The organism is Sporofaciens sp. St.21A7, assembly GCF_059728535.1.
In genome coordinates this window covers 711,351-727,463 of sequence record NZ_BAAGFN010000001.1, presented here as the reverse complement: position 1 = coordinate 727,463, position 16,113 = coordinate 711,351, and the positions used below count along the sequence as shown (strand labels likewise).

Annotated in this window: 19 protein-coding genes and 1 pseudogene; 2 read left to right on the top strand and 18 right to left on the bottom strand. The window is 47.3% G+C overall.

Annotation, left to right across the window (positions count from 1 at the left end; all coding sequences use genetic code 11):
- Positions 1-395: 395 nt before the first annotated feature.
- The 4 genes and pseudogenes from AC6I3O_RS03460 to AC6I3O_RS03445 all read right to left on the bottom strand — a co-directional run bounded on the left by AC6I3O_RS03460 (position 396) and on the right by AC6I3O_RS03445 (position 3,963).
- Positions 396-1,055: a response regulator transcription factor gene (locus tag AC6I3O_RS03460; RefSeq protein ID WP_497849732.1), complete on the bottom strand. Its 660-nt coding sequence runs from the start codon at positions 1,053-1,055 to the stop codon at positions 396-398.
- A 65-nt stretch (positions 1,056-1,120) separates the two neighbouring features.
- Positions 1,121-1,513, bottom strand: a pseudogene (locus tag AC6I3O_RS03455) (AAA family ATPase); the annotation flags it as partial.
- Between the two features lie 112 nt (positions 1,514-1,625).
- Positions 1,626-1,856 carry a hypothetical protein gene (locus tag AC6I3O_RS03450; protein ID WP_497849731.1) on the bottom strand — a complete coding sequence of 77 codons (231 nt, stop codon included), beginning with the start codon at positions 1,854-1,856 and terminating at the stop codon, positions 1,626-1,628.
- Between the two features lie 49 nt (positions 1,857-1,905).
- Positions 1,906-3,963, bottom strand: coding sequence for a beta-galactosidase (locus tag AC6I3O_RS03445; protein WP_497849730.1), 2,058 nt, complete (start codon positions 3,961-3,963; stop codon positions 1,906-1,908).
- Between the two features lie 193 nt (positions 3,964-4,156).
- Here AC6I3O_RS03445 and AC6I3O_RS03440 point away from each other — a divergent pair, with 193 nt between their 5' ends.
- Positions 4,157-5,848 (top strand): methyl-accepting chemotaxis protein, encoded by a 1,692-nt coding sequence (locus AC6I3O_RS03440; RefSeq protein ID WP_497849729.1) that lies wholly within the window; start codon positions 4,157-4,159, stop codon positions 5,846-5,848.
- Between the two features lie 72 nt (positions 5,849-5,920).
- On the opposite strand, the gene AC6I3O_RS03435 is transcribed toward AC6I3O_RS03440, so the two are convergent.
- From AC6I3O_RS03435 to AC6I3O_RS03420, 4 genes are all read right to left on the bottom strand, one after another.
- A complete protein-coding gene (locus AC6I3O_RS03435; RefSeq protein WP_497849728.1) occupies positions 5,921-6,448 on the bottom strand; it encodes an IbrB-like domain-containing protein in 528 nt (175 codons plus the stop codon).
- The gene (locus AC6I3O_RS03430; protein ID WP_497849727.1) at positions 6,438-7,769 is read right to left on the bottom strand and encodes a phosphoadenosine phosphosulfate reductase; all 1,332 of its coding nucleotides are present in this window, start codon (positions 7,767-7,769) and stop codon (positions 6,438-6,440) included. The genes AC6I3O_RS03435 and AC6I3O_RS03430 overlap by 11 nt, the downstream gene beginning before the upstream one ends.
- A gap of 172 nt (positions 7,770-7,941) precedes the next feature.
- A complete protein-coding gene (locus AC6I3O_RS03425) occupies positions 7,942-8,523 on the bottom strand; it encodes a hypothetical protein (protein WP_497849726.1) in 582 nt (193 codons plus the stop codon).
- 4 nt (positions 8,524-8,527) lie between these two features.
- A complete protein-coding gene (locus AC6I3O_RS03420; RefSeq protein ID WP_497849725.1) occupies positions 8,528-8,947 on the bottom strand; it encodes a Panacea domain-containing protein in 420 nt (139 codons plus the stop codon).
- Between the two features lie 212 nt (positions 8,948-9,159).
- Between AC6I3O_RS03420 and AC6I3O_RS03415 the strand changes: the two genes are divergently transcribed.
- A complete protein-coding gene (locus tag AC6I3O_RS03415) occupies positions 9,160-9,465 on the top strand; it encodes a GNAT family acetyltransferase (RefSeq protein ID WP_497849724.1) in 306 nt (101 codons plus the stop codon).
- A gap of 6 nt (positions 9,466-9,471) precedes the next feature.
- On the opposite strand, the gene AC6I3O_RS03410 is transcribed toward AC6I3O_RS03415, so the two are convergent.
- From AC6I3O_RS03410 to spoIIAA, 10 genes are all read right to left on the bottom strand, one after another.
- A complete protein-coding gene (locus AC6I3O_RS03410) occupies positions 9,472-11,106 on the bottom strand; it encodes a Na/Pi cotransporter family protein (RefSeq protein WP_497849723.1) in 1,635 nt (544 codons plus the stop codon).
- 129 nt (positions 11,107-11,235) lie between these two features.
- On the bottom strand, positions 11,236-11,592 hold the full coding sequence (spoVAE, locus tag AC6I3O_RS03405; protein ID WP_497849722.1) for a stage V sporulation protein AE: 357 nt from the start codon (positions 11,590-11,592) through the stop codon (positions 11,236-11,238).
- Positions 11,593-11,726: 134 nt separating this feature from the next.
- Positions 11,727-12,731 carry a stage V sporulation protein AD gene (locus AC6I3O_RS03400; RefSeq protein WP_497849721.1) on the bottom strand — a complete coding sequence of 335 codons (1,005 nt, stop codon included), beginning with the start codon at positions 12,729-12,731 and terminating at the stop codon, positions 11,727-11,729.
- 22 nt (positions 12,732-12,753) lie between these two features.
- The gene (locus AC6I3O_RS03395) at positions 12,754-13,212 is read right to left on the bottom strand and encodes a SpoVA/SpoVAEb family sporulation membrane protein (RefSeq protein WP_497849720.1); all 459 of its coding nucleotides are present in this window, start codon (positions 13,210-13,212) and stop codon (positions 12,754-12,756) included.
- 37 nt (positions 13,213-13,249) lie between these two features.
- Positions 13,250-13,663 (bottom strand): stage V sporulation protein AB, encoded by a 414-nt coding sequence (locus AC6I3O_RS03390; RefSeq protein ID WP_497849719.1) that lies wholly within the window; start codon positions 13,661-13,663, stop codon positions 13,250-13,252.
- Positions 13,626-14,291, bottom strand: coding sequence for a stage V sporulation protein AA (locus AC6I3O_RS03385; RefSeq protein WP_497849718.1), 666 nt, complete (start codon positions 14,289-14,291; stop codon positions 13,626-13,628). The genes AC6I3O_RS03390 and AC6I3O_RS03385 overlap by 38 nt, the downstream gene beginning before the upstream one ends.
- A gap of 2 nt (positions 14,292-14,293) precedes the next feature.
- Positions 14,294-14,518: a hypothetical protein gene (locus tag AC6I3O_RS03380; RefSeq protein ID WP_497849717.1), complete on the bottom strand. Its 225-nt coding sequence runs from the start codon at positions 14,516-14,518 to the stop codon at positions 14,294-14,296.
- A 72-nt stretch (positions 14,519-14,590) separates the two neighbouring features.
- A complete protein-coding gene (locus AC6I3O_RS03375) occupies positions 14,591-15,304 on the bottom strand; it encodes a SigF/SigG family RNA polymerase sporulation sigma factor (RefSeq protein WP_497849716.1) in 714 nt (237 codons plus the stop codon).
- A complete protein-coding gene (gene spoIIAB / locus AC6I3O_RS03370) occupies positions 15,283-15,738 on the bottom strand; it encodes an anti-sigma F factor (RefSeq protein ID WP_497849715.1) in 456 nt (151 codons plus the stop codon). The genes AC6I3O_RS03375 and spoIIAB overlap by 22 nt, the downstream gene beginning before the upstream one ends.
- On the bottom strand, positions 15,739-16,050 hold the full coding sequence (gene spoIIAA, locus AC6I3O_RS03365) for an anti-sigma F factor antagonist (protein ID WP_172490706.1): 312 nt from the start codon (positions 16,048-16,050) through the stop codon (positions 15,739-15,741).
- Between the last annotated feature and the right edge of the window lie 63 nt (positions 16,051-16,113).

Genomic DNA, 16,113 nt, shown 5'->3' with positions numbered 1-16,113 from the left:
TTCCCCAGAATTTACCGCCCTGAGATATTGAGTCAGCTCCCGGATTCGTTTCTGCACCCGTCCCTCCTCCCGGCAGCGTAAGGAAAAAGTAATAAAACCCGATATTTGAAAAAGCAGGATACAAATTCCTGAAGTAAACGGCAGATATGTGCCCCATTTTCCCATACGACGATATCCATAGGTTTGCAGAAATATTTCCCCTGACATACTGCCGGATTGCAGGGTAAAACTCTGCTTCAATCCCTCTGCCAGCGAATCCGTCTCCATGACCGAGCCTGCAATACCCGCCATTGCCTGATATTCACGATAACTTAATACAGCCGCCAGAAAAACTCCGGCGGCTAATCCCAGAAACAGCCAGAGCATAAAATGTCCCGCCGCTTTCCTTGCCGTATTCATTCCGTTTCCTCCATCCGATAACCGATTCCCCTTACTGTGGTAATGCAGGGTTCATGATGCAATTTTTCTCGCAGACGTTTCATAGCGACCGTCAATGTATTATCATTTACAAAATTCCCCTCCACATCCCACAATTTCTCCAAAAGCCGATTCCGTGGCAGAATACATCCCTTATTCTCCATCAACAGCTGCAAAAGACGGTACTCAAGGCTGGTGAGGGGAACGCTCTCCTCCCCCACCCACACCTGCATTCTCTTCTTGTCCATCCGGATATTGCCGCAGACAAGCATACAAGAAACGGCTGCCCGTCTTAAAACCGCCTGTATCCTGGATTCCAGCACAGAAATATGAAAGGGTTTCGTGATATAGTCGTCTGCCCCCATGTCAAGGCCCCGGGTAATGTCATTTACGTCATCCCTCACCGTCAGAAAGATAATCGGGCTGTCGCTTCTCTCCTTCACCCAACTACAGAAATCATATCCGTTTCCGTCTGGGAGGTTCAAATCCAGAAGAATCAGGTCAAATTTCGCCGAGAACAAGGTTTTTCCTTCCTCCATACCCGAACAGCAGGCTACCTCATGACCTTTTTTCGCCAAAGCCGAACGGATACCAAAAGAAATCGTCTCATCATCCTCCACAAGTAAAATATTTGCCATTCTTACACACTCCTACATTCTCCCAGCTATATTTCTTCACTCCACGCACTCTGCACCTAAAAATATCATCGTAATATCTCCACCTCACAAGAATGTTCTTTCGTATCTCTTTGATATCCGATTCCTACAGCAAGAACCCGTCCTGTATATTGCGGCAATTCACCAAGTTTTCCCTCGAACCGCAACAGAAAGCCTTTTTCCCTTTCTACCCTGCATTTATCACGAGCTGAAAGATAAACCAAATTCACCACTGCGGCTAACTCCGTCTCATGATTATATGACAGAATCGGCGTTTCCGTATTATGCACAAACTGCAGAATCTCGGACATCGTCCCTGTATCTTGTTCCAGCGTTGCTTTCAGCATCAATTCTTTATTAGGAATAAACACTTCCCCATTCTCATAAGTAAGCAATCCATAAACTGCCATAGCAGAATAAATCTGATTCTTTGTCACCAATGCATCCGCTGTTGGCCTGATATCTTTCATAAAGGAGATCCACCTCCGATTTTAGGAAACCAAAATATTCCCCAAATCGAATCTTAGTTGCCTGATCCCATAAGGCCTTCCCCTAATTCAGTTCCAGCTCCGGATAGTTTTCTGCCAAATCTCGGCAAATTCCTTCTTCAATTCTTGAAATGTAGCTTCTATAGTCACAGCATCCTTTCGGCACTTCACTACAGTCCAGATAGATTACTTCGTGCTTATTCAGGCGTTGTAAATATCCCTCCGCCTCTGAAATTGCCAAACGGTCAAACACATCCCTACTGTCTTTTGCTTTTCCGAAAAAGGCACAGACCATATTTTAACTCCCTCTCTTGCTTATGGCGTACCATAATATGACGTCAGGTTCAAAAGGATTTCAGCACGACAACTCCATACCCTTTCACCTTCATTGCTCCTTGCACTTTCGCCCCGGAATACACATCCGTCATTTCCTGCCTAAGCACAATCTCCTGCTCCTTTGCCGAGTAATTCAATATGAAGAAATACTGCGCTCCGTCCTTCTCCCGGACGCACAATTCACATTCCTTTGGCAGTTCAAGCTTGCCCTCATAAGGGTTCCTCACACCCACATACCTAAGCATAGCCTCCACAGTCTCCCGGGTAAATGTCCCGCCGAAATGAAGCGCTTTCCCTTCGCCCACTGCCCGCTTTGTAAGCGCCGGTTTCCCTGCATAATAGTTAGACGAATACCGGGCAAGGACCTCCACATCCTCACTCACATTTTCCAAAACATCGTTAAATATCCCTGTGTCAAACTGCTCTCCCTGCCAATCCATACAGACCGTTCCGTCTAAAGCCCCTACAAAGGTAAATTCCTCTACCGCCGTTCCCGTAAGCTCTGAAAGAAGCCCTGGCATCGGCGCCATCACACACCTGCCATGTACTTCCTTCTGCCCGGTACGTGCGCCAATAATCAGGCATCCACCCTTCTCTACATACATTTTCAAAAGCGCCGCTCTTTTCTCCGTCAAAATCAGCCCATGAGGATAGAACAAAACCGGATAATTCTTCAGATCCTCATACTCCGTATCATCTGATAACAACACATAGTCCATCGGCGTATGGCTCAACTGAGACGCGGCAAAAATCTCCTTTTTGCTCGCCTTCTCCAACCGTCTGTGCCATACATCCACGTCTGCATCCCAGAGGTTGTCATAATCCTCCAAGACTCCGAAGCTCGCCCGGTACTTGGCCCCCGCCAAATCTTTGATGGATTGTATCTGGTTAGAAAGTTCTGCGACTTCCCTAAGTTTCCGGTTATCCCGGTTATCATAGTCCAGAATCCCATGCCAGTAAATCTCCGTCCCTATCGTACAGGTACGCCAGCGGAAGAAACTAACATAATCCGCTCCATGAGCGATACTCTGCATCGCCCAGAGCGTCATCTGCCCAGGCTTAGGCGCAGGAGCTTCCATCCTTGTATTCCATCCATTTGCCCCGGACTGCTGCTCCATAATCCCAAAATGTGGACAGACGGAACGCACCCTTGACAGGTGATTGCTCCATTTCCTGTCGTTAAGTCCCGTACTATGTAACGGATCTTCCTCAAGGCAATATGCAAAATTCGGATAAGAATCATAGGTATAGACATCTAAGGCCTCATCCATCATCCTGTGGTTATCAAGATGGTTGAACATGCCGTTGGTCGTGATAAAATCCCCTTTCTTTATATATTTCCGGATAATATCGCTCTGCATCCGGCAAAATGCGATGGCGCTCTCGGAGACAAACTTATAATATTCAAGGGTCAGATGGGGGTTCGAGGAATTATGGATTGTGGTACGCGGCACATAGACCTCATTCCAATCCGTATATTCCTGATTCCAGAAAATCATCCCCAGCTCCCGGTTCAGGTTCTCCAAAGTTTCGTATTTGCTTTTCAGATATTCGCGAAACGCCAGCGTATCGCTCTCTGAATAGAACACGTCCACCTCACAGTTAATCTCATTGTCAATCTGCCATCCAATAACGCTTGGATGAGATGCATAATGCCCTGCAAATTTCTCCACAATCCGCGCGCTTAGCTCCCGGTATACCTGTGAATTATAGTTGTAGTGCCTGCGCATGCCATGACGAAATTTCACACCGTCCATCCGGCAGTTCAGGACTTCCGGATATTTCTCTGTCAGCCATGCCGGAGGCGTTGCAGTCGGCGTTCCGAAGATTACCTTCATACCCGCCTTGCATGCTGCCTCTAAGAAACCGTCGAAAAATTCGTAAGTATATTCTCCTTCCCTTGGTTCTACCTTGCTCCACGCAAACTCCCCAATCCGGATTGTCTTGATTCCGGCAGATTTCATCCGCTCAAGGTCTTCCTCCCATAGGCTCCTGTCCCAATGCTCCGGGTAATAACAAGCGCCCAGTGAAATAGCGTTCCATTGGAAATTCTGTGACTTTCGCATTTTTTATTCCTCCCTTTCGTGATTCCATTCGATTCCCATTACCTATAATATACTCAATTTCCCCTGGTTTGTACAGCAAAAAATCGTAACACAAATCCTTATCAGCTTATATTATTATGCCGATATAAATTATGGAGTTTTGCTCATATGCCAAATGAAAAAAGACTGTGGAAATGAAAGGAGAAAACACTACATGGCAGCACGCATTAAAAACCTGAAAATCAGCCTGAAACTCTATATTCTCATTGTAATTGCGTTAAGCGGTATGCTCATTATCGGAGGCATCTCATTCTTCTTAATGGGAAAATTAAATCACGAGAACAGCAATATCTCAACAGAATGGCTTCCCCGCATAGACATGGCGCGGGACATGACCGGAACACTCTCTAACATCCGTCTTAATGAATTAAGATATCTCACAGCCCTTTCCGACAAAGTAACCGAAACAAGCCTTCAATATGTAGAAAAAGAGAAGGGCGAAATGGATTCGCTTTTTGCAAAATACGAAGAACTGATTACCGGAGAAGAAAAGGCATTATACGATACGGCCTTTGAATACTGGACTAAGTACAGCGAGGCCGACGACCGTCTGATGACGTTGGCAACACAGGGCGATATAGATGGCGCCCGCGCAATTTTAGAGGGGGAATGTGTAGACCTGTACATATCCCTGAACGGAGCTTTGGATGATATCATCAACTATACGGAAGACGGAAGCCAGAAAGAAACCGACGCAAGCTCAACTCTTTACAGAGATGCAATAATTCTTCAGATTAGCGTGATGGTGGTCATATATCTGATTGGCACCTACTTCTTTGTGATAATCATACGCGGAATCAAATACCCAATCCTCGAAATTGAGCGCGCTGCCTCAAGAATGGCGCAGGGAGATCTGGATGTAGAGATATCCTATACCTCCAGGGATGAATTGGGAATTCTTTCCAAACAGATGCGTGAGCTGATACGCAAGCTTCAGGTCATTATTGATGATGAGAATAAATTCCTTGCCCGTATGGCTTCCGGGGATTTTACTGTAGATTCCATCTGTGAAGAGGAATACATTGGCGGATTCAAGCCTCTTCTGGTTTCCTTCCGCGCAATCGCCGAAAAGCTCAATCATACCATCCTGCAGATCAGTCAGAGTTCCTCTCAGGTTGCAAGTGGTTCCAACCAGGTATCCGACGGCGCGCAGGCTCTTTCTCAGGGCGCTACCGAACAGGCAAGTTCTGTCGAGGAACTTTCTGCCTCCATTAACGAGATTTCACAGAATGTTCAGCAGAATGCCGAATATGCACATAATGCAAACGATATGGCAGGCAATGTAGGAAACGAGATGCAAAAAAGCAATCAGAAGATGCAGGAAATGATTCAGGCAATGAACAATATCAGCGCCTGCTCGGACGAAATCGGCAAGATTATTAAGACCATCGAGGATATCGCTTTCCAGACCAATATTCTTGCATTGAACGCCGCCGTAGAAGCGGCGCGTGCCGGCGAAGCGGGAAAAGGCTTCGCAGTTGTGGCTGATGAAGTCCGCAATCTGGCTGGCAAGAGCGCAGAAGCCTCCCAGAATACCTCCGCCCTCATTGAAAATTCATTAAGAGCCGTAGAAAACGGAACCTTGATTGCCGATGAGACTGCCGCTTCCTTAATGAACACAGTAAAAGGAGTCGAGGAGGTTGCCGGCATCATCAGTCAGATTGCTGAGGCTAGCGGCAATCAGGCAGAGGCAATCGCCCAGATTACGCTGGGTATTGACCAGATTTCCAACGTTGTGCAGACCAATTCCGCAACCGCAGAAGAGAGTGCTGCAGCCAGTCAGGAATTATCCAACCAGTCGCAGCTTATGAAAGATCTGGTAGGAACATTCCGGCTAAAGGATTAAAATACTGCTATTTTATAGAAGAGGGGCTTTATCAGCCCCTCTTCTATAAACTATTTATAATCACATTACGCATCACTCTTCTTCCTCTTCCGAAGGCCTCCAAGCCTGCCCGAACTTCACATCCCGGAACAATGCCGCAAGCCCCGTAATCTGCTTGAGCCTCAGAATTTCATCCCTGTCCATTCCCAGATGTCTCGATATCCATGCATCCGAACGTCCCAGTTCGTGAAGCTCCTTCACAATATTCCCCATCAGGTCTACATCATGGTTCCCTCTCGCCCGGTTATGCCGGATTGTACTGGCAATCCGCTGCTCCAACGGCTTGTCGATTACAGACACTGGAAGCAGTCCCTTCTCCCGCTCATAAATATCCGGATGCTCCAGCATAATCCGATAGCGATGGAATCCGTCCACAATGATATACTTATCGTCCGATTTATTGTAATAACAGACCACAGGCATCGTATACCCATCGTTCTTGATGCTCTCATAGAGCAGCTTCATCTCCGGCGGCGCAACCGTATTGGGATTATAGGAATTGGGAACCACCTTTTCCACCGGAACCGCTATCACACGGTACGCAGGGCTTCTATACTCCATAACTCATTTCCTCCACACTCTTATATTTATGCCGTATCGCATCAATCCTCCTCTGCTGCTCCCTTGTCATCCCGAATCCCATCGAACGGCAGATATGGTCATTTTTCAGGATACAGCAGCACATCCGCTTCCAGCTGGGAATATCCCTGGTAGATTTGATGTCGTCCGTATCATCCGGAATCTTTCCCATGAAAACAATTCGGGACTTTTTACTGAGAGTATAGTTGGAGACACCGTTCCGTTTAATCTGATAACCGTGCTCCTCTAACTCCTGTATGACCTCCTCATCCAAACCGCCTCCCGTTTCATGCCAGAATTTAATGGAAGTATTAAACTTCTTAACATAGTTGTTTCGCAGACGGATGGGAAGCGTATCCAGAAGGAACATGGTATAGGACTTCCAGGTATGGCCCTCGGGCAGCGTAATATTCCGGTAGCCCAACGCCTTCGTCTTTCCGTAAATAGCCCCAAAGTTCGCCCCTTTCACCCTTCCTACAAGCCTCACCCAGATTTCCGGGTCAATCACCCGGTAAAGATTCAGAGAATCCTTTGAATAATCATTGAAAGGCGATGCCACCCGCATCTGCGAAACCTTCAGCCCTGCCTTATAGTAGAGGTCGTACAGGTGGTTATAATCATAATCAAATATATAATTGGCATGCCAGACATCCTGGATTGTCCAGTCATAAAGGGGCGACGCACACCAAAAATCCTTAAAATACTTCGTAATCCAGCATTTTCCCTTATAGCCAAACTTCTTATTCAAGAAGCCGCTGTACCGCTGCAAAGATTCGTCCGCCCGGATTCCCAGCAGGCACACCGTCTTCCGATTGCCGTGGGAAATCCTGTACCACCTGCCGAACTGCTTCGCCAAATCCTCCTGATGCATCCGGTAGCGGTATGTGGTAATCGGGTTGTTGCTTAAATTGACCACATATTTCTTTTTGGGCATCTTCCTGACCCACAGCTCCTCCTTCTTGTCGTCCCACGGATACCAGTACATTTCATAACTGCTGAGAGCCGTACGGGTAGCCATCGGAAGGCACACCCAGTACGGCTCCACTTGTTCCTTAATCCTCTCAAACGTGCGCTCCACGTATTCTGACGTCACCGTATACTGTGCCTCAAAATCCTGATGGAACACACCAACTCTCTTCTTTGGGGCATATTTCTGCTGAAAATCCAGCACGAGGTTCAAAAGAAGTCCACTGTCCTTGCCGCCGGAAAAAGAGACATAAATATTGTCAAATTCCTCAAAGATAAACCGAATTCGCTCCTGAAACGCTTCGTACACGCTCTGTCCTAAATATTCTCGTACCATATTCATCTCCCGACCTTAAAAAAATTACCAAATTCTGGAAACTATATGAAAGTTAATTTATCACAGAAAAGAAGTAAATTCAATAAAATCCGGCAAAATTCGACAATTAATTAAAGCGTTCTAAATACAAAAACGCCTCCGGCAGAAACATCCTGTTCTGCCAAAGGCGACATCATATCCCCATATTCCTTTTCTCCACCAATCCAAACAGCCATGCGCCAACTGTCAAAGCAATCAATACCATCCATATCACATTCACCCAAATAAATGGGAATAAGCGATGCTCCTTCTTCTCACGGACTACCCTATCGATATAATAGAATAACCCGTAGACAATGTCCAAACTCACATGGTCGTATAATTTCCTGATGTTATCGCTGATATCAATTAATTTATTATCCGAATCATAATTTACCGGTTTGTATCTTTTTCTCAATTCCATCAAATTCTGTCCCAATACGTCAATACTCCCTGGCTGATCCCCCTGTTGTATCCGGGAAAGAACTGAAAAAATATCGGAATAATAATGCCGGAAAGCTTCTTTCGGATTCACCGAATAATAGAGCCCTTCCAACTGCTTATACCCAAGGGCACACCGTAATGCTTGCCCCTTGCGGGGCGGGTGGACTGCGTCCATTAAGGTATATATCTCTACCCGTTCAGACGAACTTTGTAAAATCTTCTGCGAATCAGCAAGACTAAATAATAAATCCCGAAATTCATTACGCTGCCGCTCTTCCTTAACGATATCCAAATTCCTACCCCGCTGTCTTAATTAACTCTTTGGGAATCGGTTTACGGTTCCCTTCCCCATCCTTATAGGTTCTGCTCCATGCCCCGTCTGGTTTATGTGTCTCAGCCACTAAATCCCAAGGCTCAAGTTTCCTCTTTTCCTCTACAATCTTATCTATAATCTCTGCATCCTCTGGTTCAATAAAAATATTGTAAGATGCCGTAATCGGCATAGCCCCAAATCCACAAAAATAATAGTACACATTTGGAACCACCGGGCCAAACTGCCACGCTTCTATATAATCAGGAAATGCCATATCTTCACGCCGTAGGTATGTCTTTTGTATATAATATAAAATCTTCTGCAGCTGCAGATTACTAATTGGACAATATTCATCAACACACTTAGAGACAATATATTTGGATAATTCAATTGCCGTATACACCTTTTGTCCACCTCCTGTTACGCTATTCGCCACTGGCCAATAGCCTGTATCCGCTCAATACACTTCTACTTTTTATTTATACTAACATGCTTCCTCAATTATGTCAAGCGCATTAACGAACATTTGTTCTATATTTTTATTATTTCTTCCCTTGCGTTTCTTCATCCACCAGTATTATAATATAAACATATCTATATAGCGAGGTAATCCCTATGATTCCAACTCTCGGCCTTTCCTTGAAGGCATTAAAAAAAGAGCCGTTTTCCGGCTCTCATTGCGGTATGCGTTATTATCTGACGACATCAGACGATATACTGACGGCATACCTGTATCCCGAACCCTGGTGTTTCGAGGCTACCCCCGAAGAGCAGAAAGAGAAAAAAGAATTTTCCTTCACCCAGGAAGGGCTTGACAACGCCCTTACATGGATGAATGAGCAGTACGAGGCAGACCGCGACAACTGGGAGCGCATCAGCAAAGACCAGATGCGGATTTTTCTAGAAACCAAAAAAGAATAATTCTCCTCAGTTCTCAAGAACCTCCTCCGCAATATTGCGCGCATGGTCTGAAATACGCTCCAGACAGACCAGCGTGTCCAGGAACACGATTCCCGCCTCCGTATTGCACTGGTTATTCGCCAGGCGTTTGATATGCTTGCTCCTGAGAGAAATCTCCAAGTCGTCCGCCTGCGTCTCCTTCTCAATGACCATAAGCGCCTTCTCTTTGTTCTGCTCCACAAATGCTTCAAATGCATACCGGTAACTGTCCGTACACACATCGAACATTTCCTTCAACTGTCTGGTTCCCACCTCCGAGAAGGAAACCTTCTTCTCATGAAGCGTCTCTGCAAATTCGGAAATATTCTCACAATAATCACTGATACGCTCCACATCCGAAACCATCTGCAAAAGATGAGCCACGTCCTGATGCTCTTTCTCACTGACTTGCAGGGAGCTTAACTTAATCGCATACTCTGTGATTCCCGCGCTTAACTTGTCCACCGTCGTCTCTTCTTCTTTCAGGAAACGAATATCCTCCTCTTTCAGCGTAAACAGCACGTCTTTTGCCACCATCAGGGAATCCTCTACAATCTGTGCCATCCGGGCCACTTCCTTGACCGTAGACTGCAACGCGATTACAGGCGTCTCTAAGATACGGTCGTCCAGAAGCACGATACCCTTGTCCTGTGCATCCTCGTCCACCCTGCCGATTTTCTTCGCCAGCTTGATAATCCATCCGGACACAGGAAACAGCAGTACGGTCGTACCGATATTGAACGCCGTATGCACCATACTAATCTGCGTCTGTGTAATATAGCCGAATCCAATCTGCGGATTCACGAACTCATAGTAAATAATCGCAACCGCGCTGAACAGCACCGTACCAATGACGTTGAACAACAGGTGCATAAGCGCCGCCGTCTTGGCATTCTTCTTCGCCCCAAGGCTTGACAGGATTGCCGTAACACAAGTACCGATGTTCTGTCCCATGATAATGTAAACTGCCGCGCTGAACGGAACCAGCCCCGCCGCCGCAAGGCTCTGCAGAATACCCACAGATGCAGATGAACTCTGGATAACGGCTGTCACGAAAGCACCGGCAAGGATTCCCAAAAGCGGATTATCCCCAAGGGTAACAAATATATTACAGAAGCTCTCCGACTCCTGCAAAGGCGATACTGCCGAAGACATGGTTGTGATACCGATAAAAAGCAGTCCGAAGCCGACGATGATACTGGCAACTTCCTTGGAAGAGCGGCGCTTTCCCGTCAGCATAATAATGACTCCGAGCATGACCGCAATAGGCGCTAACTTGGAAGGGCTTAGGAATTTCGCCCATTCTACCGCAGACACTAACCATCCGGTCACAGTCGTACCGATATTGGCGCCCATGATAACGCCCATTGCCTGAGTCAGGTTCATGATTCCAGCATTGACAAATCCGACTACCATGACGGTAGTTGCAGATGAACTCTGGATAACGGCTGTAATCACAGCCCCCAAAAGTACGCCCATCAGCTTATTCTTGGTCAGGACTTCCAGCAGAGACTTCATCTTGTTGCCGGCGGCATTTTCCAGACCTTGCGCCATAATCTGCATACCATAAATAAACATTCCAAGCCCGCCCACAAATGGTATGATAATATCTAAATAATTCATTGTTTTCCTCCCTATATCAGGTATTGGTAACTGTTGTTTCCCGACGTTCTCTTTTACATTACCATCTATATAAAAAGAAAACAACTACTTTTTTTATGATTCCGAATGAACCTTAGCAAATCTTAACAGCTACTTCTTCATTTTGGGTTCAAATACAAGGGATGCAAGGTAGCTGAACACAAGGGCTGCGGATATCCCGACTGCACTCGCCTTAAAACCGCCCATAAAGATTCCAATGAATCCTTCTTTGTCTACAGCCTCCTTGACTCCCTTCCACAAAAGGTTGCCGAATCCGGTCAGCGGCACGCTTGCGCCTGCGCCTGCGAAATCCTGAAACGGCTGATAGATATGCAGCGCCCCAAGCACTGCTCCGCCGCATACCAGAAGCACCATGACGCGCCCCGGCATCAGCTTTGTCCGGTCAAGGAGAATCTGCACGAAAGCACAGATGACGCCCCCAACCCAAAATGCATTGATATAATCCATAACTTCACTCCTTATCTTCCAGAAATGCTTCGCATTTGCGTTCTGCCTCTAACAAGGTAGCGCCCCCTCGGCTCTGCCTCGGCGGCAGGTCGGAGAAAGGCATTCTAAAAATGCTTCGCATTTGCCTTTCTCCTCTAACAATGCTCCAACACAATCCCGTGGGCGATTCCTGGTACGCTGGATCCTTCATTGTAACTCACCGTTGACATCAACGCCCCTGTCGGCACGAACAGAACCCGTTTCCACTCCCCGCGGTTCAGCTTAGGCAAAATATACGCCGACAACGTGGTCGCGGCACATCCGCACCCGCTCCCTCCCGCATGGGTATCCTGAGACACCTGGTCAAATATGGTCATCCCGCAATCCATGTGGTTCTTCTTAATATCGTATCCCTTCCCACGCATCAAATCAAACAGGATGCTCTGCCCCACATATCCCAAATCCCCAGTCACAATCCGGTTATAATCATCCGCAGTCCTCCCGAAATCCTCCAGATTCCGTATAATCGTATCACACGCGGCAGGAGCCATACACGCCCCCATGTTCTGGGAATCCTTCAGTCCATAATCCACAATCTTCCCCACGGTCACGCCCGTAATCCTCACATGGCTTCTTCTTGTCCCTACCAGGAATGCGCCGCTTCCCGTAACCGTCCACTGGGCGGATAATGGTCTTTGGTTCGCATATCCTAGGGGAAACCGGAACTCTTTCTCCGCACTCCCGAAATGGCTGGATGTAACGGCAAGCATATAATCCCCATACCCTGCCGCCACGCTCATAGCCGCGAGGGCAAGGGCTTCCCCCGACGTAGAACACGCTCCGAACAGCCCGAACATCGGTATCCCCAGCTCCTCCACGCCCATAGAAGTCGCTACCCCCTGACGGAGAAGGTCTCCGCCAAACAGATACCTTACCTCCGACGCCTCCACATGGGCCTTCCCCATCGCCAGAAGACACGCCTCCTTCTGCATGGTACTTTCCGCCTCTTCCCATGTATTTTCCCCGAACAGATTCTCCTGCTCTACCATATCGAACATCTTCCCCAGAGGGCCCTCTCCCTCCTTCTTCCCCGCCACCGACGCACTACTCACCAGATACGGGGACTCTCTAAACGCAATACTTTGCAATCCCTTAACCATTCATCCCTACCTGCCTTTTCTCTCAAATAATCCCGCTGATTTTAAAAATCCAGTACCCGAACCCTAAAACCCAGCTGGTGAATATCCCATACAGTATCACGGGCCCTGCAATCGTAAAAATCTTACACCCAATTCCCATGACCTGCCCTTCCTTCTTATACTCAATCGCCGGGGCCGCAACCGAATTGGCAAATCCCGTAATCGGAACCAACGTCCCCGCGCCGCCCCATTTCGCAATACGGGGATAAATATTGAACCCAGTCAGGACGACGCTTAAAATCACCAGGATCATAGACGTCCACCCGCCGCTCACATCCTTATCAAACCCAAGCTTCCCGCAATAGTTCAGGATTGCCTGTCCCACAGTACAGATCACTCCCCCTGCCACAAACGCCTTCGCCATATTCATCGGCAGGTTATGCACCGGCGTTTTCTTCTTGACATAATTTTCATATGCCTGCTGTTGTTTCTGTTTATCCATTTTCCTCTCCTCCCTGCATCCTTATTTTCTCCGTCTTTTAAAAGCGGTTAAAAAAGAAGATTAACGCCCCCACGCCTTTTCCAACCGCAACCCCAAGAATCAGATATTGTATCCCCCGCAGCAGTTTTACCCTGCGCACAAAAATGGGAAATACATTCAGAATCTCCGCCAGAGCCATGGACCAGCATCCGACAAAAATACCGCCGAACAGCCCGAACACTGGCAGAAGCCACGCCCCGAAAGGAATCCGAATTCCATAGATAAAGAAAATATTACCAAGAATTCCCCCAAGAGCCACACTGTTTTCGTAAAGCAGGATATGCTCCCCGGTGTGCGTCCTGTCGGCAAAATCCGATACCACTCCAAGCTCGCTGATGAACGAGAAAAGCCCTCCCGCAACAACCATACCTGCGCTAAGTCCGATGACCGCCATTAGAACCTGTGCCCACATCCAGCTCCTTCTCCTTTCTGGAATACGTTTCAATCAGGGTGGTCTGGATATCATTTTCATATAGACGCATCTCAATCTCCATCGGCGTAGGGTCTACCGTGAACTTCTTCTTGCCGAAATGGTTGAAGAAGGTCAGGATTCCTATCACCAGCCCAATGCAGTACGTCAGCTCCAAAATCGTGAACCCGTCCGACTTCTGCCCTGTCAGGAGTTCGTAGATTTGGGAAAATAATTTCGTCGTATCAACGTCATTGTTGAACGCCATAATCGAAAACGCCGCGCCCATGAAACTGATAATGACGACAGCCGCCAGTTTTGTGTAATGCACCGCGCCGCCTGCCGTCTGCTGTTCCTCGTAAGTCACAATGAAATCCGTCTCCCCAAGATTCTGCACGTCAACATTCGGACATTCCTCATGGATACGCTCTATCACCTTCAGGATTGAAATGGCAACACGGTTCTGATGCTTATCGTCCGTGTGATGAAATGTGAGCAATTTCAGGCTTTTAAGCCTGGGAACAATCGCCGGGTTGGGACACTCCATCTGAATCACATCCCCAAGCGTAACCTCCGGTTTCGTGACCTCCACGTTCTTGTCCACTTTGATGTATACTGTCTCATTTGCCATTCCTACGCCCTGCTTTCCGGTACGCCGTTTTCATACATACCGTCTGTCTCAGATCCGATTCCATGCCAATTCTCTTCATTCAAATGCATGACATTCTTAACCAGCGTCCCTTCATTGAGCTTTCCATGGTCTCTCATATCATTAAAATAGTAAATCAGCCCAATCACCACCGCCGCCATCACGACGCAAATCAGGCATACCCTGAGTTTTCTTCTTGCATTCTCCATACTTTCCACCTTCTTTATTCCTTTTGCGGATTAGTATGGATATTTTCAAGAAAAATATTCATGGTATGCCTGTTATATTCGTTCTCTCAAATTTTTTAAAATTTTCTTTTCCATTCTGGACACCTGAACCTGGGATATGCCAAGGGTATCCCCTACCTGCGTCTGAGTCTGGTTTGCAAAATACCTTAGATAAATCAGCCGCCGCTCCTCTTTATTCAGGTATGCCAATAACTGCTTCAACAGCAAATGGTTCAAAATCTGCTCTTCTTCTCCCTCCTTCTCAGGAAGCTTATCCATCAGCCTTACTTCCTGTCCCTCTTTCTGGTAAATGGGTTTGTGCAGAGATTCAATATCCCCGCTGGCATCTAAAGCCTGTGTGAGTTCCTCCGTCTCGACTCCAAGCTCCTGTGCTATCTCCGCCACCGTCGGGTCCCTGCCCCATTTTTCCTGAAGCCGCTCCTGACAGAGATAGGCTTTGTAGGCAAGCTCCTTTAACGAGCGGCTCACCTTAATCATCCCGTCGTCCCTCAGGAAACGCTTGATTTCCCCGGAAATCATAGGAACCGCATAGGTAGAAAATTTAACGTCAAAGGACAGATCGAACTTGTCGATTGCTTTCAGCAGGCCGATACTGCCCACCTGGAACAAATCCTCCGCCTCCACGCCCCGGTTGTAGAACCGTTTGACGATACACCAGACAAGCCCTGTGTTTTCCTCTACCAGCTGTGCTCTCGCTTCTTCATCCCCTTCGTGAGATTTTTGAATCAAAGCGATTGTGTGGTCCATAGTCTGCGTCCTTTTCCGATTGTTTTTTCCATCTTTACGGTAGTTCCCTTTCCCGGAGCCGACAAGACCTCTAAGCGGTCCATGAAGGCTTCCATAAAGGAAAATCCCATCCCGGAGCGATCAAGCTCCGGCTTCGTGGTGAACAGCGGCTCCATCGCCTGTTTCACATCCTCGATTCCCTTGCCTTCGTCCTCGATTTCCAGATAGAGCGTCCTTCCCTCTGTGCGGCATCGGATGTAGATGTTATGTACTTCATTTTCATAGCCGTGGATAACGGCGTTGGTCACAGCCTCAGATACCGCCGTCTTTACGTCGGATACTTCCTCCACCGTAGGATTTAAGGATGTCATAAACGCGGCGACCGTTACCCGGGCAAATGACTCGTTGGATGAGCGGCTGTCAAAGATTAACTGCATCTCATTGGTATGTTCCATCTATTCTTCCTCCTCATATATCTGCATGATTTTCGTGATTCCTGACATAGTTAATATTTTCCGCATTCTTTCATTGGTGTGGACAGCGCATACTTCGCCGCCAAGCAGGTAAATGCGTTTGTAACGTCCCATGATTACGCCGATTCCTGAGCTGTCCATGAAGTTCGTTTCCTTGAAGTCGAAGACTACGTAGCGGATGTGGTTGTGCTCGATTAAATGGTCGGATTCCTTGCGGATTTCCTCGGCGTTGTGGTGGTCTAGTTCATTGGGTAAAAAGACTGTCAGGCAGTTTTCCTGGACCTGATATTTCATGTTCATCCTCCTTCTCAAAGGTTCTGGCTAAAAATTGGTATGAAAAAAGGATATGCTGTTTTT

Coding starts and splice junctions, on each gene's coding strand:
- AC6I3O_RS03460 (WP_497849732.1), bottom strand. CDS start 1,055: ATGGCAAATATTTTACTTGTGGAGGATGATGAGACGATTTCTTTTGGT.
- AC6I3O_RS03450 (WP_497849731.1), bottom strand. CDS start 1,856: ATGGTCTGTGCCTTTTTCGGAAAAGCAAAAGACAGTAGGGATGTGTTT.
- AC6I3O_RS03445 (WP_497849730.1), bottom strand. CDS start 3,963: ATGCGAAAGTCACAGAATTTCCAATGGAACGCTATTTCACTGGGCGCT.
- AC6I3O_RS03440 (WP_497849729.1), top strand. CDS start 4,157: ATGGCAGCACGCATTAAAAACCTGAAAATCAGCCTGAAACTCTATATT.
- AC6I3O_RS03435 (WP_497849728.1), bottom strand. CDS start 6,448: ATGGAGTATAGAAGCCCTGCGTACCGTGTGATAGCGGTTCCGGTGGAA.
- AC6I3O_RS03430 (WP_497849727.1), bottom strand. CDS start 7,769: ATGGTACGAGAATATTTAGGACAGAGCGTGTACGAAGCGTTTCAGGAG.
- AC6I3O_RS03415 (WP_497849724.1), top strand. CDS start 9,160: ATGATTCCAACTCTCGGCCTTTCCTTGAAGGCATTAAAAAAAGAGCCG.
- AC6I3O_RS03410 (WP_497849723.1), bottom strand. CDS start 11,106: ATGAATTATTTAGATATTATCATACCATTTGTGGGCGGGCTTGGAATG.
- spoVAE (WP_497849722.1), bottom strand. CDS start 11,592: ATGGATTATATCAATGCATTTTGGGTTGGGGGCGTCATCTGTGCTTTC.
- AC6I3O_RS03400 (WP_497849721.1), bottom strand. CDS start 12,731: ATGGTTAAGGGATTGCAAAGTATTGCGTTTAGAGAGTCCCCGTATCTG.
- AC6I3O_RS03395 (WP_497849720.1), bottom strand. CDS start 13,212: ATGGATAAACAGAAACAACAGCAGGCATATGAAAATTATGTCAAGAAG.
- AC6I3O_RS03390 (WP_497849719.1), bottom strand. CDS start 13,663: ATGTGGGCACAGGTTCTAATGGCGGTCATCGGACTTAGCGCAGGTATG.
- AC6I3O_RS03385 (WP_497849718.1), bottom strand. CDS start 14,291: ATGGCAAATGAGACAGTATACATCAAAGTGGACAAGAACGTGGAGGTC.
- AC6I3O_RS03380 (WP_497849717.1), bottom strand. CDS start 14,518: ATGGAGAATGCAAGAAGAAAACTCAGGGTATGCCTGATTTGCGTCGTG.
- AC6I3O_RS03375 (WP_497849716.1), bottom strand. CDS start 15,304: ATGGACCACACAATCGCTTTGATTCAAAAATCTCACGAAGGGGATGAA.
- spoIIAB (WP_497849715.1), bottom strand. CDS start 15,738: ATGGAACATACCAATGAGATGCAGTTAATCTTTGACAGCCGCTCATCC.
- spoIIAA (WP_172490706.1), bottom strand. CDS start 16,050: ATGAAATATCAGGTCCAGGAAAACTGCCTGACAGTCTTTTTACCCAAT.